The 26,653-nt window shown below is 66.7% G+C and carries 26 protein-coding genes; 15 read left to right on the top strand and 11 right to left on the bottom strand.

The window, feature by feature from the left end:
• Window positions 1-9: 9 nt before the first annotated feature.
• The gene (locus tag ABR323_RS15390; protein WP_439449936.1) at window positions 10-939 is read left to right on the top strand and encodes a DUF1684 domain-containing protein; all 930 of its coding nucleotides are present in this window, start codon (window positions 10-12) and stop codon (window positions 937-939) included.
• Window positions 940-941: 2 nt separating this feature from the next.
• Complete coding sequence (locus ABR323_RS15385; protein WP_439449935.1) at window positions 942-1,895, top strand: TraB/GumN family protein; 954 nt, start codon at window positions 942-944, stop codon at window positions 1,893-1,895.
• A gap of 74 nt (window positions 1,896-1,969) precedes the next feature.
• Here ABR323_RS15385 and phaR read toward each other — a convergent pair whose 3' ends face one another.
• The 3 genes from phaR to gluQRS all read right to left on the bottom strand — a co-directional run bounded on the left by phaR (window position 1,970) and on the right by gluQRS (window position 4,392).
• Window positions 1,970-2,515, bottom strand: a complete 546-nt coding sequence (gene phaR, locus ABR323_RS15380; protein ID WP_439450015.1) for a polyhydroxyalkanoate synthesis repressor PhaR — start codon at window positions 2,513-2,515, stop codon at window positions 1,970-1,972.
• A gap of 183 nt (window positions 2,516-2,698) precedes the next feature.
• Window positions 2,699-3,439, bottom strand: a complete 741-nt coding sequence (locus tag ABR323_RS15375; RefSeq protein WP_439449934.1) for a beta-ketoacyl-ACP reductase — start codon at window positions 3,437-3,439, stop codon at window positions 2,699-2,701.
• Window positions 3,440-3,456: 17 nt separating this feature from the next.
• On the bottom strand, window positions 3,457-4,392 hold the full coding sequence (gene gluQRS, locus ABR323_RS15370) for a tRNA glutamyl-Q(34) synthetase GluQRS (protein ID WP_439449933.1): 936 nt from the start codon (window positions 4,390-4,392) through the stop codon (window positions 3,457-3,459).
• Between the two features lie 93 nt (window positions 4,393-4,485).
• On the opposite strand from gluQRS, the gene htpX reads away from it, so the two are divergent.
• A complete protein-coding gene (gene htpX / locus ABR323_RS15365; RefSeq protein ID WP_439449932.1) occupies window positions 4,486-5,352 on the top strand; it encodes a protease HtpX in 867 nt (288 codons plus the stop codon).
• 245 nt (window positions 5,353-5,597) lie between these two features.
• Here the strand turns inward: htpX and ABR323_RS15360 are convergent, their stop codons facing one another.
• The gene (locus ABR323_RS15360; protein ID WP_439449931.1) at window positions 5,598-6,425 is read right to left on the bottom strand and encodes an inositol monophosphatase family protein; all 828 of its coding nucleotides are present in this window, start codon (window positions 6,423-6,425) and stop codon (window positions 5,598-5,600) included.
• 120 nt (window positions 6,426-6,545) lie between these two features.
• Here ABR323_RS15360 and ABR323_RS15355 point away from each other — a divergent pair, with 120 nt between their 5' ends.
• From ABR323_RS15355 to ABR323_RS15345, 3 genes are all read left to right on the top strand, one after another.
• The gene (locus ABR323_RS15355) at window positions 6,546-7,316 is read left to right on the top strand and encodes an RNA methyltransferase (RefSeq protein WP_135274526.1); all 771 of its coding nucleotides are present in this window, start codon (window positions 6,546-6,548) and stop codon (window positions 7,314-7,316) included.
• Between the two features lie 76 nt (window positions 7,317-7,392).
• On the top strand, window positions 7,393-8,295 hold the full coding sequence (locus tag ABR323_RS15350) for a phosphate/phosphite/phosphonate ABC transporter substrate-binding protein (RefSeq protein WP_430544050.1): 903 nt from the start codon (window positions 7,393-7,395) through the stop codon (window positions 8,293-8,295).
• Entirely contained in the window at window positions 8,292-10,418 is a 2,127-nt protein-coding gene (locus ABR323_RS15345) for a putative bifunctional diguanylate cyclase/phosphodiesterase (RefSeq protein ID WP_439449930.1), read from the top strand. The genes ABR323_RS15350 and ABR323_RS15345 overlap by 4 nt, the downstream gene beginning before the upstream one ends.
• 68 nt (window positions 10,419-10,486) lie before the next feature.
• Here the strand turns inward: ABR323_RS15345 and epmB are convergent, their stop codons facing one another.
• On the bottom strand, window positions 10,487-11,527 hold the full coding sequence (gene epmB, locus ABR323_RS15340) for an EF-P beta-lysylation protein EpmB (protein WP_439449929.1): 1,041 nt from the start codon (window positions 11,525-11,527) through the stop codon (window positions 10,487-10,489).
• Between the two features lie 97 nt (window positions 11,528-11,624).
• Here epmB and efp point away from each other — a divergent pair, with 97 nt between their 5' ends.
• The 5 genes from efp to ABR323_RS15315 all read left to right on the top strand — a co-directional run bounded on the left by efp (window position 11,625) and on the right by ABR323_RS15315 (window position 15,884).
• Window positions 11,625-12,191 (top strand): elongation factor P, encoded by a 567-nt coding sequence (gene efp / locus ABR323_RS15335; protein ID WP_135274522.1) that lies wholly within the window; start codon window positions 11,625-11,627, stop codon window positions 12,189-12,191.
• A 201-nt stretch (window positions 12,192-12,392) separates the two neighbouring features.
• Window positions 12,393-13,736 (top strand): TRZ/ATZ family hydrolase, encoded by a 1,344-nt coding sequence (locus tag ABR323_RS15330; protein WP_439449928.1) that lies wholly within the window; start codon window positions 12,393-12,395, stop codon window positions 13,734-13,736.
• 23 nt (window positions 13,737-13,759) lie between these two features.
• Window positions 13,760-14,476, top strand: a complete 717-nt coding sequence (gene ubiG / locus ABR323_RS15325) for a bifunctional 2-polyprenyl-6-hydroxyphenol methylase/3-demethylubiquinol 3-O-methyltransferase UbiG (protein ID WP_439449927.1) — start codon at window positions 13,760-13,762, stop codon at window positions 14,474-14,476.
• Window positions 14,473-15,168: a phosphoglycolate phosphatase gene (locus ABR323_RS15320; protein WP_439449926.1), complete on the top strand. Its 696-nt coding sequence runs from the start codon at window positions 14,473-14,475 to the stop codon at window positions 15,166-15,168. The genes ubiG and ABR323_RS15320 overlap by 4 nt, the downstream gene beginning before the upstream one ends.
• Before the next feature lie 11 nt (window positions 15,169-15,179).
• Window positions 15,180-15,884, top strand: a complete 705-nt coding sequence (locus ABR323_RS15315) for a squalene/phytoene synthase family protein (RefSeq protein ID WP_439449925.1) — start codon at window positions 15,180-15,182, stop codon at window positions 15,882-15,884.
• A gap of 104 nt (window positions 15,885-15,988) precedes the next feature.
• Here ABR323_RS15315 and ABR323_RS15310 read toward each other — a convergent pair whose 3' ends face one another.
• From ABR323_RS15310 to yidD, 3 genes are read right to left on the bottom strand one after another with little or no spacing between them, the layout of a single operon-like run.
• Window positions 15,989-16,837: a M23 family metallopeptidase gene (locus ABR323_RS15310; RefSeq protein WP_439449924.1), complete on the bottom strand. Its 849-nt coding sequence runs from the start codon at window positions 16,835-16,837 to the stop codon at window positions 15,989-15,991.
• Window positions 16,837-18,183: a dihydroorotase gene (locus ABR323_RS15305; protein WP_439449923.1), complete on the bottom strand. Its 1,347-nt coding sequence runs from the start codon at window positions 18,181-18,183 to the stop codon at window positions 16,837-16,839. The genes ABR323_RS15310 and ABR323_RS15305 overlap by 1 nt, the downstream gene beginning before the upstream one ends.
• A gap of 1 nt (window position 18,184) precedes the next feature.
• Window positions 18,185-18,439, bottom strand: coding sequence for a membrane protein insertion efficiency factor YidD (gene yidD / locus ABR323_RS15300; RefSeq protein WP_005414016.1), 255 nt, complete (start codon window positions 18,437-18,439; stop codon window positions 18,185-18,187).
• A 271-nt stretch (window positions 18,440-18,710) separates the two neighbouring features.
• Here yidD and dksA point away from each other — a divergent pair, with 271 nt between their 5' ends.
• On the top strand, window positions 18,711-19,940 hold the full coding sequence (gene dksA / locus ABR323_RS15295; protein WP_439449922.1) for an RNA polymerase-binding protein DksA: 1,230 nt from the start codon (window positions 18,711-18,713) through the stop codon (window positions 19,938-19,940).
• 145 nt (window positions 19,941-20,085) lie between these two features.
• On the opposite strand, the gene ABR323_RS15290 is transcribed toward dksA, so the two are convergent.
• From ABR323_RS15290 to cysS, 3 genes are read right to left on the bottom strand one after another with little or no spacing between them, the layout of a single operon-like run.
• Complete coding sequence (locus tag ABR323_RS15290; protein WP_135274512.1) at window positions 20,086-21,333, bottom strand: MFS transporter; 1,248 nt, start codon at window positions 21,331-21,333, stop codon at window positions 20,086-20,088.
• A complete protein-coding gene (locus ABR323_RS15285) occupies window positions 21,330-21,782 on the bottom strand; it encodes a SufE family protein (protein WP_135274511.1) in 453 nt (150 codons plus the stop codon). Before ABR323_RS15285 ends, ABR323_RS15290 begins: the two co-directional genes overlap by 4 nt.
• 54 nt (window positions 21,783-21,836) lie before the next feature.
• A complete protein-coding gene (cysS, locus tag ABR323_RS15280) occupies window positions 21,837-23,213 on the bottom strand; it encodes a cysteine--tRNA ligase (protein WP_135274510.1) in 1,377 nt (458 codons plus the stop codon).
• Between the two features lie 188 nt (window positions 23,214-23,401).
• Here cysS and ABR323_RS15275 point away from each other — a divergent pair, with 188 nt between their 5' ends.
• The 3 genes from ABR323_RS15275 (at window position 23,402) to ABR323_RS15265 (ending at window position 26,630) form a co-directional block, all read left to right on the top strand.
• Window positions 23,402-23,971, top strand: coding sequence for a hypothetical protein (locus ABR323_RS15275; protein WP_135274517.1), 570 nt, complete (start codon window positions 23,402-23,404; stop codon window positions 23,969-23,971).
• Window positions 23,972-24,305: 334 nt separating this feature from the next.
• Window positions 24,306-25,316, top strand: coding sequence for an N-acetylornithine carbamoyltransferase (locus tag ABR323_RS15270; RefSeq protein WP_108769376.1), 1,011 nt, complete (start codon window positions 24,306-24,308; stop codon window positions 25,314-25,316).
• A gap of 117 nt (window positions 25,317-25,433) precedes the next feature.
• Window positions 25,434-26,630, top strand: a complete 1,197-nt coding sequence (locus ABR323_RS15265; RefSeq protein WP_439449921.1) for an argininosuccinate synthase — start codon at window positions 25,434-25,436, stop codon at window positions 26,628-26,630.
• Window positions 26,631-26,653: the final 23 nt, after the last annotated feature.

Below are 26,653 nucleotides of genomic sequence, written 5' to 3'. Positions count from 1 at the left end.
GGAGCATCGATGCGTTATCGGGGAATGGGCGGCCTGCTGGCCGCCTTGTTGTTGGCCGCCTGCAGCCCGGCGACGCCGCCGGTACCGGCCGTTGCTGAAGATCCTGCCTATGCCGCCGCGCAGCAGCAGTGGCGCGTAGCGCGTTATCAGGACCTGACCCGGCCCGATGGCTGGACGGCCCTGGTGGGCCTGCACTGGCTGCAGAACAGATCCCACTTCGTCGGCAGCGGCGCTACCAATGGCATCCGTCTGACAGTCGGCCCGGACAAGCTGGGCCTGCTGCGCCGCGAAGGCAGCCAATGGTGGTTCACCCCTGAAGCCGGTGTCGATGTCAGTCATGATGGCCAGCCAGTACGCGGCCGCATCCGCATCGACACAGACAAGGATCCGCAGCCGACCCTGCTGGCCTTCGATGGTGGCAAGGGGCAGCTGGGCATCATCCGCCGCGGTCCGCGCGATGCGCTGCGGGTCAAGCACGCCGATGCGCCGGCACGCCGCGATTTCGCCGGCCTGGAGTACTGGCCCGGTGGTCCGGGCTGGCAGGTGCAGGCGCGCTTCATCGCGCACCCGCCGGGCAAGACCCTGCCGATCGTCGACATCACCGGCCTGACCACCGAGATGCCCAATGCCGGCGCGGTTGAATTCGAACGCGATGGGCGCGTATGGCGGCTGGAGGCGATTGGTGCCGCCGGGCAGCCGCTGTTCCTGATCTTCGCCGACCGCACCAGCGGCCGCGGCAGCTACCCGGCCGGCCGCTACCTGGACACTGATGCGCCCAGCGCCGACGGCGCGGTACGCATCGATTTCAATCACGCCTACAACCCGCCGTGTGCGTTCACCGCCTATGCGACCTGTCCGCTGGCGCCGCCGGAAAACCGGCTCGACCTGCGTGTGGAAGCGGGCGAGAAGGCCTACCACCTGCCTGAAGGAGACGGCTGACCATGCCGATCAAACATCTGTTCCGTGCCACGCTGCTGCTGACGGCCCTTGCGATCACGCCGCTGGTGTCGGCGCGCAATGCGCCAGCGGTTGAAGGTGCTGTTGCTGCCGCCAAGCCGCCGGTGCCGTTGCTGTGGAAAGTGACCGGCCCGGGCGACTCGCGCCTCTACCTGCTCGGCTCCTTCCATCTGCTGAAGCCGCAGGACTACCCGTTGTCGCCCGATGTCGAACAGGCGTTCGAGGCCTCGCAGCGGGTCGTGTTCGAGCTTTCGCCGGAAGACATGCAGTCGCCGCAGCTGGCCAGCCGCATGGTGCAGGCCGCGGTGCGCACCGATGGCAGCGAGCTCAAGCGCGATCTTGATGCCGCCACCTGGCAGAAGCTGCAGGCGTTCGCTGCCGAGAACAAGCTGCCGCTGGCACAGATGCAGGGCATGAAGCCGTGGTTCGTCGGCCTGAGCATTTCAGTCGGGCAGATGCAGAAGATGGGGCTGGACCCGGCGCTGGGCCTGGATCGCCACTTCATGGAACGCGCACAGAAGACCGGCCGCAAGACCGCCGGCCTGGAAGACATCGACACCCAGATTGGCATGCTGGATGGCATGACGGTGCAGGAACAGCGGCAGATGTTGTCCGAAGCCCTGGACCAGGCCGGCAAGGGCGACGAGCAGGCGCGTCAGCTGCACGACGCGTGGCGCCGCGGTGATGAGCGCGTGCTGTGGAGCCGGATGGCGGCGGAAATGCGCCAGCAGTATCCGCAGCTGTACCAGCGCATCAACACCGGCCGTAATGACGCCTGGGTGCCGAAGCTGCTGCCGTACCTGCAGGCCGGGCAGGGCGGCACGCTGGTGGTGGTCGGTACGCTGCACCTGCTGGGCAACGACGGCGTGGTCGAGAAGCTGAAGGCGAAGGGCTACAAGGTCGAGCGCGTATGCACGGGGTGCAAGGCGAAACGCTGACGTATCGTTGGCACGATGCCAAACAAAACGGCGCGCCAGGGGCGCGCCGTTTTCGTATCAGCCGATGCCGCAGCTCAGCGGCGGGTCTTGCCGCCGGTGCCGGTGCCCGGTTCGTTCGGCTTGTTGCCGGTACCAGTGCCGGTGCCCGTTCCCGTTCCGGTACCGCCCGGGCGCGGGCCGCCGAAACCGGTGCCCATGTTGCGCTGGAATTCCTGCCACAACTCCAGGTTGCGCTCGGTCAGCTGGTTCATCATCGCCCAGGGGGTCTGGCCCAGCAGGTTGCCCATCTGCTGGCGGAACTGCTGCTGCTGGTCGAGGAAGACCTGCATGCTGCGCTCCAGGTAATTGCCCATGAAACCCTGCAGGGAATCGCCGTAGAAACGGATCAGCTGGCTGAGCAGCTGGGTGGACAGCATCGGCTCGCCGTCCTGTTCCTGGTCGGCGATGATCTGCAGCAGGACCGATCGCGTGAGGTCGTCGCCACTCTTGGCGTCGCGGACTTCGAAGTCTTCGCCGTCGAGAATGAGCTGGCGCACATCCTCTATGGTGATGTAGCTGGAGATCTCGGTGTCGTAGAGACGGCGGTTCGGATACTTCTTGATGATGCGGGTCGCAGCCATGAAGCGGTACTCGTCACAGTAGACGCGCAGCATGGCGCAGTGCAGCAGCCGTTGCAACCGCCTCAGCCCCCGCCAGGCTTGGCTTTCAGGGGCGATCATGTTGCGCAACAAGGGTTTGCGTGCTGCGCAGCATGACTCTCGGCAGGGGCCGCCAGCGGATACTGCCGCGGTGCGCTGCGCGGCTCACCAACCCATATGGTGGCCGCCGTTGATGTCCAGGTTGCTGCCGGTGATCCACGAGGCCTCTTCGGCCACCAGGAAGGACACGCCGTAGGCGATTTCTTCCGGCTTGCCCAGGCGCCCGGTGGGGATGTCGGCGATGATCTTGGCGCGCACTTCCTCGGGCACGGCCATCACCATGTCGGTGGCGACGTAGCCGGGCGAAATGGTGTTGACGGTGATGCCGAAGCCTGCGTTCTCGCGCGCCAGCGAGATGGTGAAGCCGTGCATGCCGGCCTTGGCCGCCGCGTAGTTGGCCTGGCCGTACTGGCCCTTCAGGCCGTTGATCGAGCTGATCTGGATGACCCGGCCCCAGCCGCGCCGACGCATGCCCTCGATGACCGGGCGGGTGACGTTGAACACCGAGTTGAGGTTGGTGTTGATGACATCGTGCCACTGGTCCGCGCGCATGCGATGGAATGTCGTGTCGCGGGTGATGCCGGCGTTGTTGACCAGGATCTCGACCGGGCCCAGCTCGGCCTCGACGGCGCGGATCAGGGCTTCGGCGCTGTCCGGATCGGAGACATCGCCCGGGAAGATCGACACGTTGTAGCCGCGTTCGGTCATCGACTGCAGCCAGGCACGGGCCTTGGCTTCGTCGCGGTAATTGGTGGCGACCCGGTGGCCCTGGTCGGCCAGGCGTTGGCAGATGGCGGTACCGATGCCGCCGGTTCCGCCGGTGACCAGTGCGACGCGAGATGTCATGGAATGCTGTCCGGGAATCAGGTGGGGGAAAGGGGATTCTGCAACATCGGCGCGGAAAGTGCGCCGGCGGGCGGCAGGCCCGCTCCAATCAGGATGTCAGCGCGTGGGAGCCGGGCGGGGTTGAAGGCCTGTTGTGCGGCGGCCAGCAGCGCGTCCAGATCGTGCGCAGGTTCCAGCGCCTCGGGTGCCTGGCCGAGCAACTGCCAGAGCTGGCGCAGCACTGGCAGCGGGCGCGAACTGTCCACCGGCAGCGCCGCCAGCGACTTTGACAGTTTGTGGCCCGGCGCATCCAGCAGCAGCGGCAGGTGCCAGTAGCGCGGCACCGTTAGCCCCAATGCCTGCTGCAGCAGGATCTGCCGCGCGGTGGAGTCGAGCAGATCGGCGCCGCGCACTACTTCGGTCACCCCCTGCGCGGCGTCATCCACCACCACCGCCAGCTGGTAGGCCCAGCAGCCATCGGCACGACGCAGCACGAAGTCGCCGACCTCGGCGTGCACGTCCTGCAGCTGCGGGCCGCGCAGGCCATCATCGAAGTGCACGATGCTGCCCGAGGGCACGCGGAAGCGGACGGCGGGGTCCGGTCGCGGTTGCCGGGCGACGCAGCGATGATGGATGCCGCCGCTGGTGGCCAGGTCGCTGCGGCTGCAGTGACAGACGAAGGCCTGGCCGCTGGCGAGCAGCACATCCAGCGCAGCCTGGTAGGCCTCGCCGCGGGTGCTCTGCCACAGGATCGGGCCATCGTGGACCAGGCCGAACGCGGCCAGTGCCTGCAGTTGTGACTCGGCGGCACCGGGCACGGTGCGCGGTGGATCGACGTCTTCGATGCGCAGCCGCCACACTCCGCCGTGATGGCGCGCGAGCAGCCAGCTGCCGAAGGCGGCGAGCAGGGATCCGGGGTGGAGCAGGCCGGTCGGCGAGGGCGCGAAGCGGCCGCAGGGAACGTTGGCGATCATGCAGGCTGAATCGTCGGTCAGGTTGGCGCTTGAATTCAAGCTGACCGCACCGCAAATTGATCGATATCGACCCCTTCCGAGCCGGAATTTCCCATGTTCACCCGTATAGCCCTGTTCCTGGCGACCAATCTCGCGGTCCTGATCCTGGCCAGCATCGTAATGTCGCTGCTGGGGGTCAACTCAAACCAGATGAGTGGCCTGCTGGTCATGGCTGCGATCTTCGGTTTTGGTGGCTCCTTCATCTCGCTGCTGCTGTCCAAGTGGATGGCCAAGCGCTCCACCGGTGCGGTGGTGATCACCGAGCCGCGCAACCAGACCGAGCGCTGGCTGCTGGCCACCGTCGAGCGCCAGGCCAAGGCGGCCGGCATCGGCATGCCCGAAGTGGCCGTGTACGAAGGCCCGGAGATCAATGCCTTCGCCACTGGCGCCAACCGCAACAACGCGCTGGTGGCGGTGTCCACCGGCCTGCTGCACAACATGAGCGAAGACGAGGCCGAAGCGGTGCTGGGCCACGAGATCGCCCACGTCGCCAACGGTGACATGATCACCATGGCGCTGCTGCAGGGCGTGCTGAATACTTTCGTGATCGTGCTGGCCCGCGTGGTCGGCGGCATCATCGACAGTGCGCTGTCGGGCAACCGCGAAGGCGGCGGCCGCGGCTTCGCCTACTACATCATCGTGTTCGTGCTGGAGATGGTGTTCGGCCTGTTCGCCACCATGATCTCGATGTGGTTCTCGCGCCACCGTGAGTTCCGCGCCGATGCCGGTGGTGCCTCGCTGGCGGGCCGCCAGAAGATGATCTCGGCGCTGGAGCGCCTGCAGCTCAACCACGGCCAGAGCACGCTGCCGACGCAGATCGCCGCCTTCGGTATTGCCGGTTCGACCGCGAAGAAGCTGTTCATGAGCCACCCGCCGCTGGAAGAGCGTATTGCCGCGCTGCGGGCTTCGACGGCGGCGTAAGCGTCGGGCTGAACCTGGAAACACGAACGCCCGGCCTTGTGCCGGGCGTTTTCATGTGCGCGCATCGGTAGCGCCGGGCCATGCCCGGTGGACCGGAAGATCAGGATCAAGATCAACAGCATCCACGCGTGGCGTGGATCTACCGGGTTCCGCCGGGCATGGCCCGGCGCTACCGATGCATGGGCGCGCAAACGAAAACGGCACCCTCGCAGGTGCCGTTTCAGTGAACCGCTTTACGCAGAAACTCAGAACTTCGCGTCGAACTCCGCCGCGTAGCCGGTGTTCACCAGCACCTTCTGCAGCGCCTCGGCCACCTTCAGGTTGCCGGCCACGATCTGGTGATTGTCCGGGCCACGGTTGTCCATGCGGCCCAGGGTTGCGCCCTTGAAGTCACAGACCTTGCCGCCGGCTTCGCGCACCAGCAGAAGGCCTGCGGCGATGTCCCATGCCTTCACGCCGGCTTCGAAGTAGGCATCGGCGCGGCCACAGGCCACGTAGGCCAGGTCCAGCGCGGCCGAACCAGTGCGGCGGATGTCTTCGGCCTGGACCAGCAGGGTGTCGACCGACTTCAGCTGAGCGCCGGCACGGGCACGCTCACGCGGGGCAAAGCCGGTGTGGATCATGGTGCCTTCCAGATCCTTGCGGTCGGCCACGCGGATGCGGCGGTCGTTCAGCACGGCACCTGCGCCACGGCTGGCGGTGAACAGTTCATTGCGCAGCGGGTCGAAGATGACCGCATCGGTCGGCTCGCCGTTCTCGACCAGGGCGATCGACACGCAGTAGTGCGGTACGCCGCGCAGGTAGTTGCTGGTGCCATCGAGCGGGTCGATGACCCACATGTGGCGACGCTCGCTCTGCACGCCACCTTCTTCGCCGAAGATGCCGTACTCGGGGTAGGCGCGCTTGAGCTCCTTGACGATGACCTTTTCCGCGTCCGCATCGACTTCGCTGGCGTAGTCCATCCGGCCCTTCTGCACCACATTCAGCGCCTCGAGCTTGTTGATGTTGCGCAACAGGACGTTGCCGGCGAGTCGGGCGGCCTTGACCATGACGGTTACGGCGGGTTTCTGCATGGTGTGGGCTCCCGGAAAGGCAGAAGAGAAGGGCTGGCGGGGGAAAAGAGCAGGTCCGGCGCAGTGGCCGGCCGCACAGTTTACCATTGGTCTTCGTCCAGCTCGACATTTTCCCTGTTCATGTCCCAGTTTCCCGTCGCTACCCGCCTCCGATTCGTCCTGGTCGGTACCCAGCACCCCGGCAACATGGGTGCTGCCGCCCGTGCCCTGAAGACCATGGGCCTGGCCCGCCTGGTGCTGGTCGCCCCCGAAAAGCCATTGGACGAGGAGGCGTTCCGCCGCTCGGCCGGCGCCGAAGACGTACTCGGTGACGCCCCGGTGGTGGCCACCCTGGCCGAGGCCGTGGCCGACTGCCGTCTGGTGCTGGGCTGCACGGCCCGTGCGCGCCGCGTCCAGCTGGAGGAATACCTGCCGGCCGACGCCGCTGCCCGCGCGGTGGCCAAGGCCAGCGAAGGTGCCGAGGTCGCGCTGGTGTTCGGCCGCGAGCGCACCGGGCTGACCAACGAAGAGCTGCAGCTGTGCCACGCGGCGGTACACATCCCGTCCGATCCGGAGTTCAGTTCGCTCAACCTGGCGGCGGCGGTACAGGTGCTGGCCTATGAAACCCGCATGCAGCTGCTGGGCGCACAGCCGGTCGTTGAGCCCGGAACAGGCGCCCACGAACAGGTGGCCAGCCATGAGCAGATGGAGAGCTTCTTCGCCCAGCTTGGCGACACTCTGGACGAGATCGATTTCCACAAGGGCCGCGCGCCGGAATCGGCGATGCGCAAGCTGCGCCGCCTGTTCCTGCGCAGCGAGCCGAGCGAGCAGGAAGTGCGTCTGCTGCGCGGCATCCTGGCCGACACCCAGCGCATGGCGCGGTTGGCCCAGGCAGGCAACAAGGGCAGCTGACGGCGTTCTCATTTTTTCGGGTAGTCTGTCCGGATACCCAGGGGGGATGAAGCCTGTGTCAGGTCTTCGAAAGGCAATGCAGGGGGGACTGCTGAGCCTGGCCATGGTCCTGCTGGCCGGGACGGTGCGTGCAGCACCGGACCCGGTGCTGGTGCTGGGCCGGATCAGCGATGATCCCAAGGCCCATTACGAGCAGCTGCAGCCACTGCTGGACTACGTGGTGGCACGCATGCACGACGTCGGCATCAAGGAAGGGAGGATCCTGATGGCGCGCGATCCCCAGCAGATGGCCAGCTATCTGCGCCGGGGACGGGTCGACTGGGTCACCGAAACATCGGGCGCGGCCATGGCGCTGGGCCAGCGCAGTGGCGCTCGTCCGCTGCTGTTGACCGAGCGCAATGGCGTACGTGAATACCAGACGGTGTTCTTCGTGCGCAGCGACAGCCCGATCCAGCGCGTGCAGGATCTGCGCGGCCATCGCATGGCCTTGCAGAACACCGCGTCCACCAGTGCCTACCTGGTGCCGGTGATGACCCTGCTGCAGGACGGGCTGTCGCCACAGATCCTGGCCGGGGTCTGGGACATGCCGGGCCGGGACAGCGTGGGCTATGTGTTCGCGCGCAGCGAGTTGAACATCGCCACCTACGTGCACAAGGGCATGGCGGATGTGGGGGCGGTGAGCAGCGTGGACTGGAATGACGAACGGCGGGTGCCGGCGGCGTTCCGGCGTGACTTCCGCGAACTGCTGCGTACTGAGCCGTACCCGCGTGCGGTGGAGATGGTGCGCGCCGACCTCGATCCGAAGGTGCGTGACCGCCTGCAGCAAGTGCTGCTGCAGGCAGCCAGTGACCCGCAGGCGCAGGGGGCGTTGCATCGGTTTTTTGGCACTTCCGGTTTCCACCGCGTCGATGCGCATGCGCAGCAGCGGCTGGATGAATTGAAACAAGGATTGACGCGCGTGCGGATGGAAGTGGAATGAAGTGGCTCGGCTCGGGAATGCAGGTCCGGTTCCTGCTCGCGATGGGCGGGGCGATGATCGTGGTCGTGGCGATCCTGGCGGTACTGCTGGGGCGGCAGACAGCAATGCAGAGTGAGGTGCGTAACCTCAGTGGCAGCGTCATCCATGAACTGTTCGACCGCGGCGTGCGCAGTCGTGGCGAGGCGATGGCGCGCGAGTTGTCTGATGCGCTGGCCAATCCGCTGTACTACCGCGACCTGGACCAGGTCGGCGCGCTGGTGCGCAACACCGCCCGCCAGCAGGTAGTGCGCTATGTACTGGTGTTCGACGACCATGGCAGGCTGGTGCATGACGGTACGGTCGAGGTCGCTGGTTTCGGGCAGCCCATGGCCGACCCGCTGGCGCCCAAGGCCGTGGCCGCGCGGACCCTGGTGGTGCAGGAATCGCCGAAGGTACTCGACAATGCGATGCCGATCATGGTCGGCAACCAGCGCATCGGTGGCGTCCGCGTCGGCATGGCGCTGGACGAGGTGCAGCAGCGCGAACAGGCGGCCAACGCCACGCTCGGAGAGCGCCTGCAGCAGGTCGGCAGCCGCCACCTGGGCTGGTTGCTGTTGATGCTGGGGCTGCTGGTGGTGATCGGCGTGGTGGTGATCCTCTACGTGCAGCGCACCCTGGTGGCGCCGATCCGTGATCTGGCTGCAGCGGCACGCCGTATTGAAGCAGGGGACTACCAGGCGCCGCTGGCGGAAAACAGCCGCGATGACGAGGTGGGTGAGCTGGTCCGCGGCTTCGCCAGCATGCGTGATGCGATCGCCCGCCATGATCGCGAAGTGCGGCGCATGGCGTATACCGATGCACTGACCGGGTTGACCAACCGGCTGGCGTTCCGTGAGGCGCTGGATCACCGGCTGATGGCCGCGCGTGCCTCCAACCATCGGCTGGGCCTGCTGTTCGCCGACATCGACGACTTCAAGCGGGTCAACGATACCCTCGGCCACGAGGCGGGCGACGAGGCCTTGCTGCAGTTCGCGCAGCGCATCGGCCGCGCGGTGACCGAGGCCGGCGGCGATGAGGCGTTGCTGGCGCGCTTCGGCGGCGACGAGTTCGTGATCCTGGTCGGCGACGGGGACATGGCTGCCAATGCGCGGCTGCTGGCCGAAGTGCTGGTGCGCGAGCTGGGCAAGCCGCTGGTGGTGCAGGGCAGGGAACTGTTCCTGGGCACTTCGATCGGCGTGACCCTGTTCCCCGACGATGCCGCCGATGCGACCACCCTGCTGAAGAACGGCGACATCGCCATGTACCAGGCGAAGATGGCCGGCAAGAACTGCTATCGCTACTACAGCCGCGCGATGGACCATGCGGTCGAGCGCCGCGTGCACATGGAGCAGGAGCTGCGCGGGGCCTGGGAGCGTGGCGAGCTGCGCCTGGCCTACCAGCCGATCTTCCGCATGCGCGACCGCCGCATGGTGGGTGTCGAAGTGCTGCTGCGCTGGCAACACCCGACCCTGGGCACGATCCCGCCGTCGGTGTTCATCGAGGTGGCCGAGCAGAGCGGGTTGATCGAGATCATCGGCCCGAAGGTGCTGCGCGCAGCCTGCATGGAAGCCTCGCAGTGGCCGCGCGGGGCGGCCGGGGACGACCTGTTCGTATCGGTCAATGTGTCGCCACGGCAGCTGCGCGGTGGCGAACTGCCGGCACTGGTCGCACAGTGCCTGCATGAGTCCGGGCTGCCGGCGTCGCGCCTGCATCTGGAGCTGACCGAAACCGCCGTGATCGGCGACGAGATGGTCGCTGCGCAGCTGCTGGACAAGCTGCACCGCACCGGTGTGAAGGTCTGGCTGGACGATTTTGGTACCGGCTTCTCCGGCCTTAGCCATCTGCGCCAGGTGCCGGTCGATGGCGTGAAGATCGACAAGAGCTTCGTGGCCGACATGCAGCGCGATCCGGATGATCTGGCGCTGACCACGGCGATCATCGCGATGGCCCACGCGCTGGGCATCACGGTGGTGGCCGAAGGCATCGAGCAGGAGGCGCAGTTCGAGCTGCTGGCCCAGCGCGGCTGCGACCTCGGCCAGGGCTATCGGTTGAGCCACCCGGTTACTGCAACCGAAGTGGTGCGGATGATCGAATCGGGCGCCTGACAGTAGATCCACGCCATGCGTGGATGCTTCTGTAGGCAAGCCCATCCACGCATGGCGTGGATCTACCGTTACACCGGACGCTTGCTCGGGTCGCCGGGCAGTTCGCGCACCAGCTTGGGGATCAGGTAACCGGACAGGCGTGCGGTCAGGCCGGCAATCAGCGCCTTGGCCCGGGTGTCGTCCACTTCGAAGTGGGCCACGCCCTCGACCCGGTCCAGCTGGTGCAGGTAGTAGGGCAGTACGCCGGCGGCGAAACTGCGCTCGCTCAGGTCCTGCAGGGCCTGCACGCTGTCGTTGACCCCACGCAGCAGCACCGCCTGGTTCAGCAGCTGCGCGCCGATGCCGCGCAGGCGCGCCATCGCGGTGTCCACGCTGGCATCGAATTCATTGGCATGGTTGGCATGGACGACGATCGCCAGCGGCCAGGGCAGGTTGCCCAGCCAGGCCAGCAGCTCCTCGTCCACACGTTCAGGCAGCACGATCGGCAGGCGGGTGTGGATGCGCAGTCGGCGAATGTGCGGGACCGCGCGCAGGGCGTCGGTCAGCTCGACCAGCTTGTGCGTGGCCAGCGACAGTGGATCGCCGCCGGACAGGATCACCTCGTCGATGTCCGGGTCGGCCGCGATGGCCGCCACGGCTTCCTGCCAGCCACCCTTGGCGGCGTTTTCCGCGCCATAGTCGAAGTGGCGGCGGAAGCAATAGCGGCAGTTGATCGCGCAACTGCCGGTGGCAACCAGCAGGGCGCGACCGCGATACTTCTGGATGACGCCAGTGGCCTTCTTTGCCGCGCCGTCGCCCACCGCGTCGAAGCTGAACCCGGGGACCGGGCGCATTTCTTCGTTGACCGGCAGCACCTGGCGCAGCAGCGGGTCGGCCGCATCGCCCGTGCGCATGCGGGCAACGAAGCCCTCTGGCACGCGCAGCGCGAACTGGGCCATGGCGTCGTCCGATACGCCCAGCGCGGCCGGGTCCAGCTGCAGCCGGGCCAGCAGGGCGTGCGGGTCGCGCAGCGCCTGGCGCCAGAGCTGCTGCCAGCGTGCGGGCGCCCCTGGCGACGGGGTCCGGGGGAAGGCGGAAAGCTGCATGGACAGGGGGCCTGCGGTTATCATGGACACATAAACAGTTGCCCGCCGGGGTTCCGGTGGGCTTTCCATTCTATCCGGCTCGCCGCACGCGCGGCGGTTTCGCCATTTGAGGAGCTTGAGCATGGCCACTGCGGGCATGAACGATGTCAAGAACGGGATGAAGATCCTGGTCAACAATGAACCGGCCGTCATCTCCGAGACCGAGTTCATCAAGCCGGGCAAGGGCCAGGCCTTCACCCGCGTGCGCTATCGCTTCATCAAGTCGGGCCGGACCGTGGAAATGACCATGAAGGCGACCGACGACGTGGAAGTTGCCGATGTGGTCGATACCAACATGGACTACATGTACAGCGACGGCGAGTACTGGCACTTCATGGACCCGGAAACCTTCGAGCAGGTCCAGGCCGACAAGGCTGGCATGGGCGGCGCCGAGAAGTGGCTGAAGGGTGAAGAGTCCTGCATCGTCACCCTGTTCAACGGTTCGCCGATCTTCGTGCAGCCGCCGAACTTCGTTGAACTGAAGATCACCCAGACCGATCCGGGCGTCCGTGGCGACACCTCGGGCGGCGGCGGCAAGCCGGCCACCCTGGAAACCGGCGCCGTGGTCCGCGTGCCGCTGTTCGTCAACCAGGATGAAATCGTCAAGGTCGACACCCGTTCGGGCGAATACTCCGCGCGCGTCAAGTAATCCGGCGCAGCCGGATTACCGTAGTGCCGGCCGCTGGCCGGGTACGTGCCAGCGCATTCGCGCTGGCGCTCCCATGATCTGCTTCGGCAGATCATGGGCCCCGCTTCACGGGTCTCCAGACCCCGCCGCTTCGCGGCAGCCCCTGACTCAGGGGCGTGTCTCCCCAGAAGTATCTCGCCGCCCCCCAGCCAGTGAGCCCGCATGAGCGATAACCCGCACCTCCCCGAAGCCTGCGACCTGCTCATCGAAGCCGGTTATGTCGTTCCGATCGAGCCGCATGCGGTGGTGCTGGAAGACCATGCCGTTGTCGTGCGTGGCAGCGAGATCGTTGCCATCCTGCCGCGTGCCGAGGCGCGCGCACGGTTCCGCGCCACGCAGGTGGTCAGCCGTCCGGAAGCGGTGCTGATGCCGGGCCTGGTCAACGCGCACACGCACAACCCGATGACCCTGCTGCGCGGCGTCGCCGACGACCTGCCGCTGATGACCTGGCTGCAGCAGCACATCTGGCCGGTGGAAGCGGCGGTGATCGGCCCCGAATTCGTCGCCGACGGCACCACCCTGGCCATCGCCGAGATGCTGCGTGGCGGCACCACCTGCGCCAACGAGAACTATTTCTTCGGCGATGTGCAGGCCGCTGTCTACAAGAAGCACGGTTTCCGCGCGCTGGTCGGCGCGGTCATCATCGATTTCCCCACCGCCTGGGCCAAGACCGACGACGAGTACTTTGCCAAGGCCGGTGAACTGCACGACCAGTGGCGCACCGATCCGCTGATCGGCACCGCGTTCGCGCCGCATGCGCCTTACACCGTCAACGATGCCAACTTCGAGCGGGTGCGGATGCTGTCCGACCAGCTGGACATGCAGGTGCATCTGCATACCCATGAAACCGCGCAGGAAATCACCGATTCGATCAAGCTGCACGGCCAGCGTCCGCTGGCGCGGCTGGATCGCCTCGGCCTGGTCAACGACCGCCTGATCGCGGTGCACATGACCCAGCTGACCGAGGCGGAGATCCACCTGTGCGCCGAGCGTGGCGTCAGCGTGGTGCACTGCCCGGAATCGAACCTGAAACTGGCGTCCGGTTTCTGCCCGGCCTGCGCTCTGCAGCGTGCCGGCGTGAACCTTGCCATCGGTACCGATGGCTGCGCCAGCAACAACGACCTGGACATGTTCAGCGAGAACCGCACCGCGGCGATCCTGGCCAAGGCCGTGGCCGACGATGCCACCGCGCTGGACGCGGCGACCACGCTGCGCGCGTCCACCCTGGGTGGCGCCCGCGCACTGGGCTTTGGTGACCGCATCGGTTCGATCGAAGTCGGCAAGCAGGCCGATCTGGTCTGCGTCGACCTGTCCGCGCTGGAAACCCAGCCGCTGCACAACGTGCTGTCGCAGCTGGTGTACGCCACCGGCCGCCAGCAGGTCAGCGACGTCTGGATCGCCGGCAAGCCGAAGCTGGTGCAGCGTGAGCTGGTCGGCATGGATCTGCCCGGCATCATCGCCAACGCGCGCCAGTGGCGCGAGCGCATCCGTCATATCCGCGCCTGAACCCGGCGCTGCAAGGACTCCCCATGACTGCCCCCCACGCTTCCTCCAATTTCGATCAGGCCGAGCTGGACAAGTTCGCCGCACTGGCCAACCGCTGGTGGGACGCTGATGGCCCGCAGAAGCCGCTGCACGCCCTGAATCCGGTACGCTTGCAGTACGTGGCCGACCGCGTGCCGCTGCGCGGTGCGCGGGTGCTGGATATCGGCTGCGGCGGTGGTCTGCTGAGCGAAGCGCTGGCCCAGGCCGGCGCCGACGTCACCGCCATCGACCTGGCTCCTGAGCTGGTCAAGGTTGCGCGCCTGCATGCGCTGGAAAGCGGTGCGAAGGTCGACTACCGGCTGCAGGCTGCCGAGGATCTGGCCGCCGAGCAGCCGGGCAGCTTCGATGTAGTGACCTGCATGGAAATGCTTGAGCACGTGCCGGATCCGGGCGCGATCATCGAGGCCTGCAAGCGCCTGCTGAAGCCGGGTGGCCACCTGTTCCTGTCGACCATCAACCGCACCGCCGCCGCCTTCGCGGTAGCGATCGTGGGGGCGGAGTACGTGGCGCGGTTGCTGCCCAAGGGCACCCACCACTACCAGGAATTCATCAAGCCGGCCGAGCTGGCACGCTGGCTGCGCGAGGCCGACCTGCAGCTGTCCGATGTCAGCGGCATGGCCTACGAGCCTTGGCGCAACCGCGCGCGTCTGAGCAGCCGCACCGACATCAACTACCTGGCACACGCGGTCAAGGCGCCGTGACCAAGGGCGTGTTCCCGCGTGCCGTGCTGTTCGATCTGGACGGTACCCTGCTCGACAGTGCACCGGACTTCGTTGCGACGCTCGACGCCATGCTGGCTGAGCGCGGCCGCGCGCCGGTTGATCCGGCGCTGCTGCGCCCGGTGGTTTCCAAAGGCTCGCGGGCAATGGTATCGGTGGCCTTCCCTGAGCTGGACGCCCTCGAACGCGATGCCCTGATTCCCGAGTTCCTGCAGCGCTATGAGGCGCAGATCGGCCAGCACGCGGTGCTGTTCGACGGCGTGGCCGGCATGCTCGCCGCGCTGGATGAAGCTGGAACGGTGTGGGGCATCGTCACCAACAAGCCGGAATACCTGGCGCGGTTGATCCTGCCGCAGCATGGCTGGCAGCAGCGCTGCGCGGTGCTGGTGGGCGGTGACAGCCTGGCCGAGCGCAAGCCGCACCCGCTGCCGCTGCTGCACGCCGCGCAGTCCATCGGCATCGCCGCCGAAGACTGCGTATACGTGGGCGACGACGAGCGCGACATTGTTGCCGCCCGCGCAGCCAACATGCCGTCGGTGGCGGCCCTGTGGGGCTACCGCCTGCACAGTGACGACCCGCTGGCCTGGCAGGCCGACGTGCTGGTCGAGAACGCCGAACTTCTGCAACGGGCCAGTCTCTGGCCGACCCGGCCGGCAGCCCCGGCCCAGCCGTAAGGAATCACGTAGTGAGCAGTACCGCGCTGGACAGTTTCCTCGACAAGTGGCGCAGCCGTTGGCCGGAATGGTCGGTGGCCGCCCCGTTCGTGGCCGAATCACACCGTGATATCGCGGTCGCGTGGTTCGCGCTGCTGCAGGAATTCGACGACATGCTCAACGCCAGCGGCGACCCGTTGCCGGCCGACGCCAAGCTGGCGTGGTGGGGCGAGGAGCTGCGCAGCTGGGCGGCGCATCGTTCGCGCCATCCGCTGGGCCGTCTGCTGGAGCCGGTGCATGCGCCATGGGCGCAGCTGGCAGAATCGCTGCCGGATCTGGTCGAAGCGCGCACTGTGGCGTTGGACGCCGCCGGTGCCGAGCAGGCGCTGGCCAACTACGCAGAAGCTGTCGCAGCGGTGGAAGCGGCGCTGTTCGCCGACAAGCCGCGTACTGGCGCCGGCCGTGCGGTGCAGCTGCAGACCCTGGCCCAGCGCCTGCAGGATGCCGGCGTGGCCGGTGTGCCACGCAGCCTGCTGGACGGTGATGCCAGCACCGCCGCGCAGCGCTGGGCGCAGCAGCTGTTGAAGGGGTGGGGCACCCGCGTGCCCGGTCCGCGCCCGCGCCGCGTGTGGTCCAGCCTGGCGCGTGCACGCGTGGCCGCGCAGGCCGCAGGCAAACCGATTGAAGCGACTCCTGTGCGCACCCTGCTGCGCGTGTGGTGGGCTGCACGCGGTTGAACGATCGCCCTGCTGACTGCCTCTGGTGGGTGCGGACATTGGTCCGCACGCTCTGAGGGATTGTGCCGACCAAGGTCGGCACCCACCAAAGCGCATTGCGCGCGTTATTTGCGCTCCAGCACCAGCAACGGGTCGATACGGGTGTCGAACCAGTTCATGCCCCAGTGCAGGTGCGGGCCGGTGGCACGACCTGTGGCGCCGACCGCGGCGATCACCTGGCCCTGTTCGACGCGATCACCCACCTTCACGTCGATGCGCGACAGGTGCAGGAAGTTGGAACTGACCCCGAAACCGTGGTCGAGCAGCAGCGTGCCACCGGTCAGGTACAGGTCCGGTCCGGCGAAGGTGACGATGCCGGCAGCCGGAGCCTTCACCGGCGTGCCGGTGGGCACCGCGATGTCCATGCCGGAATGACCGGCGCCGGGCTGCCCGTTGTATACGCGCGCATTGCCGAAGCGACCGCTGATGCGGCCCTGCACCGGCCAGATGAAGGTCTGGGTGAAGTCGGTACGGTCGTCATCGCGGGCACGCGCGGCGATCACCTGCGCCTGTTCGCGCTTGATCCGCTCGGCAATCGCCGGTGGCGGATTGACCGTTTTCGGCGGTACGCCGTTGACCCGCTCGGTGGGCCAGTCGCGCGGGGTCACCGCAATGGTCGCCGTCTCGCTGCCACCATCGGGGCGCTGCACCTGCACGCGCAATGGTCCCTTCTCGTCGCGGCCGATGCCGAACACCACGCTGCCATAGCCGCTTACCCGCAGCTGGCGGCCGGCGTACTGCACGCGGCTGCCAGCAGGCACCTTGCCGATCACCAGCGCACCCTGCGATGCGCTGGCGGGAAACACCACGCGACTGTCGATCAGGCTGCCGATGCCATCCTGTGCCTGCGCCGACGATGCGATGTACAGGGGCGCGGCCAGCAGCAGCGCTCCGAACAGAAGTACCCTGCGCATCAGCGGTCGTAGGTCATGCGCTGGCCGGCAGGCTGCCCCACCAGCTTGCTGCCGTCCCACACCAACTGGCCGTTGACCCAGGTGGAGGCGATGCGCGAACGGAAGGTGGTGCCTTCAAACGGCGACCAGCCGCACTTGGACAGCACGTCCTCGCGCTTGACCGTGAACGGCACGTCCTCGACCAGCACCAGGTCGGCGAAGTAACCCTCGCGCAGGAAGCCGCGCTCCTCGACGTCGAACAGCTGCGCCGGCGCATGCGCGAACTTCTGCACCACCTGCTCGCGGGTCAGCTTGCCTTCGTGCACGCGCTCCAGCGCGGCCACCAGCGCGTACTGCACCAGCGGCAGGCCGGACGGTGCCTGCGCGTAAGGCTTCTGCTTCTCTTCCCAGGTATGCGGGGCGTGGTCGGTAGCCAGCACGTCCAGCACGTCGTCGGCCAGCGCAGCGGTGATTGCTTCGCGGTCGGAAACTTCCTTGATCGCCGGGTTGCATTTGATCAGGTTGCCCTTGGTCGCATAGTCCGGGCGCGCGAAGTGCAGGAAGTGCACGCAGGTTTCGGCGGTGATCTGCTTGCGGCTGCCGTCGGCGCGGATAAGCGGGCCCTTCTCGAACAACGCCAGCTCGTCGGCGGTGGAGATGTGCAGCACATGCAGGCGGGTGCCGTGCTTGCGCGCCAGCGACATTGCCAGCCGGGTCGACTTGATGCAGGCCTCGCGCGAACGGATGTCCGGATGCATGTCCGGGGTCAGCGCGTCGCCGTACTTTTCCTGGAAGGCTTTCAGGTTGGCATCGATCATCGGCGTGTCTTCGCAGTGCGTGATGATCGGCGTCGGGCATTCGCGGAAGATCGCGTCCAGCGTTTCCGGATTGTCGACCAGCATGTTGCCGGTGGAAGCGCCCATGAACACCTTCACGCCGGGGGCCTTCTTCGGGTCCAGCGCACGGATGGCCTCCAGGTTGTCATTGCTGGCGCCATGGTAGAAACCGTAGTTGGCCCAGGCACGGCCGCGCGCCAGCTCGTACTTGGCTTCGAGAATGGTCGAATCCAGGGTCGGCGGGTTGGTGTTGGGCATGTCCATGAAGCTGGTCAGGCCGCCGGCCACGGCCGCAGCCGATTCGCTGGCGATGTCGCCCTTGTGGGTCAGGCCCGGCTCGCGGAAGTGCACCTGGTCATCGATCATGCCCGGCAGCAGCCAGCGCCCGGCCGCGTCCACCACCTGCTCGCCTTCGCGCGGCGTCAACCCGTTGCCGATCTGCGCGATGCGGCCGTTCTCGATGCGCAGGTCGCCATCGAAGGTGCGGCCTTCGTTGACCAGGCGGGCGTTGGTGATGAGCGTGGAGGACATGTCAGTGTTTTCCTGTGCAACGGCAAGAGGGGGCGTTGGGAGATTCCGGCACTGGATCGAAGCCACCAGGATGGAACGGATGGCAGCGGCCCAGCCGCCGCGCCGCCAGCCAGCTGCCACGCAGCGGGCCATGGCGCGAGATCGCTTCCATCGCGTATTCAGAGCAACTGGGTACGAAACGGCAGCGTGGCCCCAGCAGGGGGCTGATGAAGCGCTTGTAGAAGCGCAGCAGGGCGATGAGCAGGCGCGAGATCACCCAGTCATCTTATGCCAGTTGGCATGAAGGCCGCATTTGTGCAGGATGGGCCGTTGGTCGCATGTCGCCAATGGCCTGCGACCGCTCGCGGCACCCTCCAGGTGCCGGACAGGTTCCGTACCGCGCAGGGCGGTCCGTGTTGGTCGGACCGCACCTTGGGCCGTTGTCTCCTGGACTGAATGGAGCGGGCCACCGAGGTTGCTGCTGCGGGTCGGGTAGGCTATAAAGGCCCGCTTTCCCGGGCCCCGGGGAATCCAAGGAAGAGCGTTTCGTGGCTGCTAAAAAAACTGCAAAGAAGGCCGTAACGGCCGCCAAGAAAACCGCCAAGCCTGTTGTGAAGAAGTTGGCGGCAAAGCCCGTTGCCAAGAAGCCGGCCAGCAAGCCGGTGACCAAGGCGGCGTCCTCGCAACCGGCGGCCAGGAAGGCCACCGCAAAGAAAGCGCCGGTGAAGGCAACCAAGCCGGTGGCGAAGAAGGCCGCTGCGCCCGCCAAGGCCAAGCCTGCGGCTGCCAGCAAGAAGGCGCCGGTGGTGAAGAAGACTGCCAGCAAGGCTGCGCCGGTGAAGAAGGCCGTCGCCAAGCCGGTGGTGAAGAAGGCCGCAGTCAAGCCAGCGCCGAAGGCAGTGGTGAAGAAGGGTGTGGCTCCTCCGGTTGCCAAGCCTGCGGCCAAGAAGGCTGCTTCGGCCAAACCGGCAGCCAAGCCTGCTGCTGTAAAGAAAGTTGCCAAGAATGTCGCCGCGCCGGCCGTAAAGCCGACCCCGGCCCCCGTAGTGAAGTCCGCACCGAAGCCAGCTGTGAAGCCGGCTCCGGCCAAGTCTGTCCCGGCCAAGACCGCGGCAGTAGCAGCAGCCCAACCGGCCTCCAAGCCGGCCCCGGCCGCCGCTTCTGCAGCATCGACCGCCCCGCAATCCAAGAATCCCGTGCCCGTTTCGAAATCGCCTGCCAAAACCGCCGTGAAATCTGATTCCGCCCCGAAGACCGTGCCGCGTCCTGTCGGCAAGGTTGCTGTGGCCGTCGCCGCCCGCTCGGCCGCACCGGCCCCGCGCAGCAAGTACAAGGTGGTCGAATACAAGACCGATGAGGCCACTGGCCGCCCGATCCTGCCAGCTGGCTACAAGCCGTCCTCGGAAGAGGAATACATGAGCCCGCTGCAGCAGGAATACTTCCGCCAGCGCCTGCAGAACTGGCGTGCGGACCTGGTGGAGGAATCCAAGCAGACCATCGAGAACCTGCGCGAGGAAGTGCGTGACATCGGCGACGAAGCCGAGCGTGCGACCCGCGAGACCGAGAACTCGCTGGAACTGCGCACCCGTGACCGCTACCGCAAGCTGATCGGCAAGATCGACAGCACCCTGAAGCGCCTGGAAGCGGGCGACTATGGTTACTGCGTGGACACCGGTGAAGAAATCGGCCTGGAGCGCCTGGAAGCGCGCCTCACCGCCGAGCGCACCATCGACGCCCAGGAGCGTTGGGAGCACCTGCAGAAGCAGCAGGGCGACTGATTCCTGATCGTTGTCTGGTCATGCAGAAAACCCGGCCTCGGCCGGGTTTTTTGTTGGGTGGTTCCCAGGTCCGGAAACATTAATCCACGCATGGCGTGGATCTACCGGGCGCCACGCTGCGCCGGTCCCTGCCGCGCCGCCGCGGTCACTGCAGGTCGCGCAGATTCAACTTCCGCAACGTCGGGTTCTTCCATGCCGTGATCCCGGCCACGCTCAGTACCGCGAACCCACCCAGCACCACCGCAGGCACCAGCCCCAGAACCTTGGCCATCGTGCCGGCATAGAACGCGCCGAGCTCGTTGGAGGAACTGATGAAGATGCCGTTGATCGACGATACCCGCCCGCGCATTTCCTCAGGCGTGGCCAGCTGCAGGATGGTCGAGCGGATCACCACCGAGACGCCGTCGAAGGCCCCATAGAACAGCAGGATCAGCGCCGACAGCCAGAAGTGCTGCGACAGCCCGAAGCCGATCACGCACAGGCCGAAGCCCGCTACCGCGAACAGCAGCACGCGCCCGGCATTGCGGTGCAGGGGATGGCGCGCCAGCCAAAGGCCCACGCACACCGAACCTACGGCCGGCATCGCGCGCAGGATGCCGAGGCCTTCCGGGCCATGATGCAGGATCTCATGCAGGAACGCCGGCAGCATCGCCACCACACCCCCCAGCAGCACCGAGAACATGTCCAGCGCCATCGCGCCGACCATGATCCGGTTGCCAACCACGAAGCGTGCGCCTTCGGCGATACTCTTGAAGATCGGCGCAGCGGGGCCGGAATGCACCGGCTCCTCCACCTTCAGTGTGGCCAGGCAGCCCATCGCTACCGCCGCGAAAACGGTCGCTACTGCATAGGACAGGCCCTTGCCGCCGAAACCGACCAGTACGCCACCCAGTGCCGGACCGGCGATCATGCCGGCCTGGAACACCACTGCGCCAAGCCCGGCGCCACGCGCGAACTGATCGCGGGCCAGTACGCGGGCGAACAGTGCGTTGTAGATCGGCGACAGGAAGGCGCGGACCATGCCGGTCAGCGCGATGGCGGCATAGATCGGCCACACGCCGTCGATCGGCAGCCAGCCCATGGCCACGCTGGTCAGCACGATGGCCGTGGCGATCAGCCCGGAACAGGCGACCATGCCCAGCCGGCGGCGTGGCAGGTGGTCAACCAGGTAGCCGGCGAACGGGGCCACGCAGAAGAACGGCAAGACCTCGGCCAGGCCGATCAGGCCCAGCGAAAACGGATTGCGGGTGACTTCGTAGATATGCCAGCCGACGGTGACCGCGACCACCTGGTAGGACAGCATCGCGAAGATACGGTATGCCAGCAGCCTGGCGAAACCGGGCCGGGACAGCAGGCCCAGCGCGGTGTCTTCGGCTGTGCCAGGCTCGCTCACGAGCGTTCGCGCTGCAGCTGCGCCTGCGCGGTCTCGCGGATGAAGGCGAGCATCGCCGCCACGCCGTTGCTGCGGGTCGGCGACAGGTGGCGGGCCAGGCCGATGTCCTGGATGTAGCTGGGCTCGGTATCGAGGATCTCCTGCGCCGAGCGCCCGGAGTACACGCGCAGGGCCAGGAAGATCAGGCCGGAAACGATGGCCGAATCGCTGATGGCGTGGAAGCGCAGCGACTGCGTGTTGCCTTCCGGCACGATCCAGACCATCGACTGGCAACCGAGCAGGCGGTGCTCTTCGGTTTTCCATTCTTCCGGAAACACCGGCAGTTTGCGGCCGAGGTCGATCAGGTACTGGTAGCGCTCGGACCAGTCACCGAAGAAGCCGAATTCCTCGGCGATGGCGGCCTGGGCCTCGGCGGCGGTGGGTTCAAGCGGAAACGGGGAGTCGGTCACAACAGTCTCTACAGTGGGAGCGTGGCCGGCGGGCCGGCCACGGGGCAGGGCAGGTCAGCCGCGCTTGCGCGACCAGCGCACGCCCTGCGGGGTGTCTTCCAGCACGATGCCTTCGGCGGCCAGCTGGTCGCGGATGGCGTCGGAACGGGCGAAATCACGTGCCTGCTTGGCGGCGGCACGCGCGTCGATCAGGCCTTGGATGCGCGCATCGTCGCCATCATCGCCGGCAGCGGTGCCGAACCACTGCGCAGGATCGGCCTGCAGCAGGCCCAGTGCCAGGCCGGCACCGAGCAGTTCGCCCTTCAGGCGCGCCTGTTCGGCTGGGTCGGTGGCACGGCGGGCGTCGGCGGCGATGCGGGCCACTTCGGCCAGTGCCTGCGGGGTGTTCAGATCGTCATCCAGGGTCGCCTCGACCGTAGCCGGGATCGCCACGGTCGCCTCGACCGGCGCCAGCTCGCGCAGGGTGCCGTACAGACGGTCCAGGGTACGAACCGACTGCTCGATGAGCGCGTCGGACCATTCCAACGGCTGGCGGTAGTGCGCCGACAGCAGGGCCAGACGCAGCGCTTCCGGTGGATGCTGACGCACCAGATCGTGCACGCGCTCGATGTTGCCGATCGACTTGCTCATCTTGGTGCCGCCGAAGTTGAGCATGCCGTTGTGCAGCCAGAAGCGGGCGAAGATCTTGCCGCCATGCGCGCATTCGCTCTGCGCCAACTCGTTCTCGTGGTGCGGGAACTGCAGATCGACGCCGCCGGCATGGATGTCGATGGTCTCGCCCAGGTGGGCGGCCGCCATGGCCGAGCATTCGATGTGCCAGCCGGGGCGGCCACGGCCCCACGGCGATTCCCAGCCAGGCAGGTCATCGCTGGATGGCTTCCACAGCACGAAATCACCGGGGTCGCGCTTGTACGGGGCGACGTCGACGCGGGCCCCGGCCAGCATTTCCTCGGGATCGCGGCGCGAGAGCTTGCCGTAACCTTCGAAGCTGCTGACCGCGAACAGCACGTGGCCCTCGGCCGGGTAAGCGTGGCCGCTGGCGATCAGCTGCCCGATCATGGTGATGATCTGCGGGATGTGCGCGGTCACTTCCGGTTCGATGTCCGGCGGGGCCACGCCCAGCGCGGCCATGTCTTCACGGTAGGCGGCGGCGAAACGGTCGGTGATGGTGCTGATCGGCACCCCCTGTTCGCGCGCTGCGTTGTTGATCTTGTCGTCCACGTCGGTGATGTTGCGGGCGTAGCGCAGGGCGCCGAAGCGCCGCCGCAGCAGGTCGGCCAGCACGCCGAACACCACCGGGCCACGGGCGTTGCCGATGTGCACGTAGTTGTAGACCGTCGGGCCGCACACATACAGGGTCGGACAGGCCGGGTCGAGCGGGGTGAACGGTTCGAGCTGGCGGGTCAGGTTGTTGTGCAGGCGCAGGGTCATGGGGCGGTGTCTGGGGGACAAGCCTGCGATTTTAGAACGTGTCGGGCCCCTTTGGGGCGACGCGCTGCCACCGGTGGACCTGAAGCCCGCCCAAGGTGGGGTGGGCAGAAGCGGCGCGGACGGGTAATGTTCAGCCCCTCGCGCTCGCCACTGCCTACACTATTGCCGTGTCCCTGCTCCCGTCGCCAATGAAATCGACCGTGTTGCTGACCCTGGCCTGCCTGTCGGCGTTGCCCGCCGTGGTCCAGGCACAGGAGGCCGAGCCCCGCAACCGGGTGGTGATCGTGGAGAACGTGAAGTTCGACTATGCCCAGGTGCTGAACGTCGAGCCGGTGTTCCAGACCCTGCGCGCGACCCGCACCGAGGAGCATTGCGAGCCGATCTCGACCCGCACCCTGGCCCCGGTCAACGTGACCGGCGAGGAACCCGCCGAAGACAAGGGCCGGATCAGCCGCTTCTGGGATTCGGTGCGCTCGATGTTCAAGCGCAGCGACGAGGAGGGTTCCGAGGAGGCAGCGGCGGAGACGCCGGCCCCGGCTCCCGCCCCGGCCAACAATGGCCCGATGCTGACCCGTGACTGCCGTATCGTGCCGGTCGGGCGTGAGTTCCGCCGGCCCATCGCCTATGACGTGGACTACGTCTACAAGGGCACCAAGTACCGCTCGCGGCTGCCGGAAGACCCCGGCAACCGGCTCAAGATCCGGGTGTCGATCACTCCTTGGATCGGCCCGGAGCAGGGCACTGCCAGCAATCCCTGATTCTGCGACCCTGGCCCCTTGCGCCGGTCCCGGCCGCATGCAAAGATAATCGACCATGAAGCTCACCGACTTCCAGCACGACAGCAGCGCAGCCCGACAGGCGTCTGGCATGACCTCGCGTGCGCGTCGACCGGAACCCCACATCCTCGCTGGGTAACCGGAGCTTTTTGCTGTTCGTCCGAAAAAAACCCAGCCCGCCGGCTGGGTTTTTTCGTTTCCGCGCTTCAAAAATGCATGTTCTGAAAGCTGCAACTGCAACCATTTAGCTCCACCTTTGCTTCCTGCTTTTCCCTTCCACCGCGTCGAACCCGGCGCTGCCACGCAAGGAAAGATGATGTCCCCCAAGCACTTCCTGAACACCCAGGACTGGAGCCGCAGCGATCTTGACGCGCTGCTGACCCAGGCCGCGCTGTTCAAGCGCAACAAGCTCGGCGACCAGCTCAAGGGCAAGTCGATCGCGCTGGTGTTCTTCAATCCGTCCATGCGCACCCGCACCAGCTTCGAACTGGGCGCGTTCCAGCTGGGTGCCCACGCGGTGGTGCTGCAGCCGGGCAAGGATGCGTGGCCGATCGAGTTCAACCTCGGCACGGTGATGGACGGCGATACCGAAGAACACATCGCTGAAGTGGCCAAGGTGCTGGGCCGTTACTGCGACATCATCGCCGTGCGTGCGTTCCCCAAGTTCCAGGACTGGGCCTACGACCGCCAGGACATCGTCCTCAACAGCTTTGCGAAGTACTCGCCGGTGCCGGTCATCAACATGGAGACCATCACCCACCCGTGCCAGGAACTGGCTCACGTGATGGCCCTGCAGGAACACTTCGGCACCCAGGACCTGCGGGGCAAGAAGTACGTGTTGACCTGGACCTACCATCCCAAGCCGCTGAATACCGCAGTGGCGAACTCGGCGCTGACCATCGCCACCCGCATGGGCATGGACGTGACCCTGCTGTGCCCGACCGCCGACTACATCCTGGACGACCGCTACATGGGCTGGGCCGAGCAGAACGTCGCCGAGAGCGGCGGTTCGCTGAAGATCAGCCATGACATCGACAGCGCCTACGCCGGTGCCGACGTGGTCTACGCCAAGAGCTGGGGCGCGCTGCCGTTCTTCGGCAACTGGGAACCGGAAAAGCCGATCCGCGACCAGTTCAAGCACTTCATCGTGGACGAGCGGAAGATGGCACTGACCAACAACGGTGTATTCAGCCACTGCCTGCCGCTGCGCCGCAATGTGAAGGCCACCGATGGCGTGATGGATTCGCCGCAGTGCATCGCCATCAACGAAGCCGAGAACCGCCTGCACGTGCAGAAGGCAATCATGGCCGCCGTTGCCGGGCGCTGAATCAAACAAGGGTAGAGCCGACCGTTGGTCGGCTGCTCCCGCAGCAGCGCATCCAACATTCCAGCCGACCAACGGTCGGCTCTACCGAATTCCCATCCCCAAGTGGACCTGATCCCCATGAGCAACAAAGACGTCGTTCTCGCCTTCTCCGGCGGCCTTGATACCAGCTTCTGCGTGCCGTACCTGCAGGAGCGCGGCTACAACGTGCACACCGTGTTCGCCGACACCGGCGGCGTGGATGATGACGAGCGCGATTTCATCGAGAAGCGCGCGGCCGAGCTGGGCGTGACCAGCCACGTCACCGTCAACGGTGGCCCGGCCATCTGGGAAGGCTTCGTCAAGCCGTTCGTGTGGGCCGGCGAAGGCTACCAGGGCCAGTACCCGCTGCTGGTGTCCGACCGCTATCTGATCGTCGATGCCGCGCTGAAGCGTGCCGCCGAACTGGGCACCAACATCATCGCCCACGGCTGCACCGGCATGGGCAACGACCAGGTCCGTTTCGACCTGGCCGTGAAGGCGCTGGGTGACTACCAGATCATCGCGCCGATCCGCGAGATCCAGAAGGAACACACCCAGACCCGCGCCTACGAGCAGAAGTACCTGGAAGAGCGTGGCTTCGGCGTGCGTGCCAAGCAGCAGGCCTACACCATCAACGAGAACCTGCTGGGCCTGACCATGTCCGGCGGCGAGATCGACCGTTGGGAAGCCCCGGGCGAAGGCGCACGTGGCTGGTGCGCGCCGCGCGCCGAGTGGCCGGAGCAGGCACTGACGGTCACCCTGAAGTTCGTTGAAGGTGAAGCGGTCGAGTTGGACGGCAAGGCCCTGCCGGGTGAGCAGATCCTGGCCCAGCTCAACAAGCTGTTCGCCCCCTATGGCGTTGGCCGCGGCGTGTATACCGGCGACACCGTGATCGGCCTGAAGGGCCGCATCGTGTTCGAGGCCCCGGGCCTGGTCTCGCTGCTGGCCGCGCACCGCGCGCTGGAAGATGCCGTGCTGACCAAGCAGCAGAACCGCTTCAAGCCGGACGTGGCGCGCAAGTGGGTGGAGCTGGTGTACGAAGGCTTCTACCACGACCCGCTGAAGACCGACATCGAGGCCTTCCTGAAGTCCTCGCAGGCCAAGGTCAATGGTGAAGTGGTGCTGGAAACCCGTGGCGGCCGCGTCGATGCGGTGGCGGTGAAGTCGCCGCACCTGCTCAACACCAAGGGTGCCACCTACGCGCAGTCGGCCGACTGGGGCGTGGAGGAGGCTGAGGGCTTCATCAAGCTGTTCGGCATGAGCTCGACCGTCTATGCGCAGGTCAACCGCGGTTGATCTGTGACGGTAGTGCCGGCCGC

Source organism: Stenotrophomonas sp. ATs4, assembly GCF_051861585.1.
In the GTDB taxonomy this organism is placed as follows: domain Bacteria; phylum Pseudomonadota; class Gammaproteobacteria; order Xanthomonadales; family Xanthomonadaceae; genus Stenotrophomonas; species Stenotrophomonas maltophilia_AS.
This window is presented reverse-complemented; position numbering and strand designations above follow the sequence as displayed.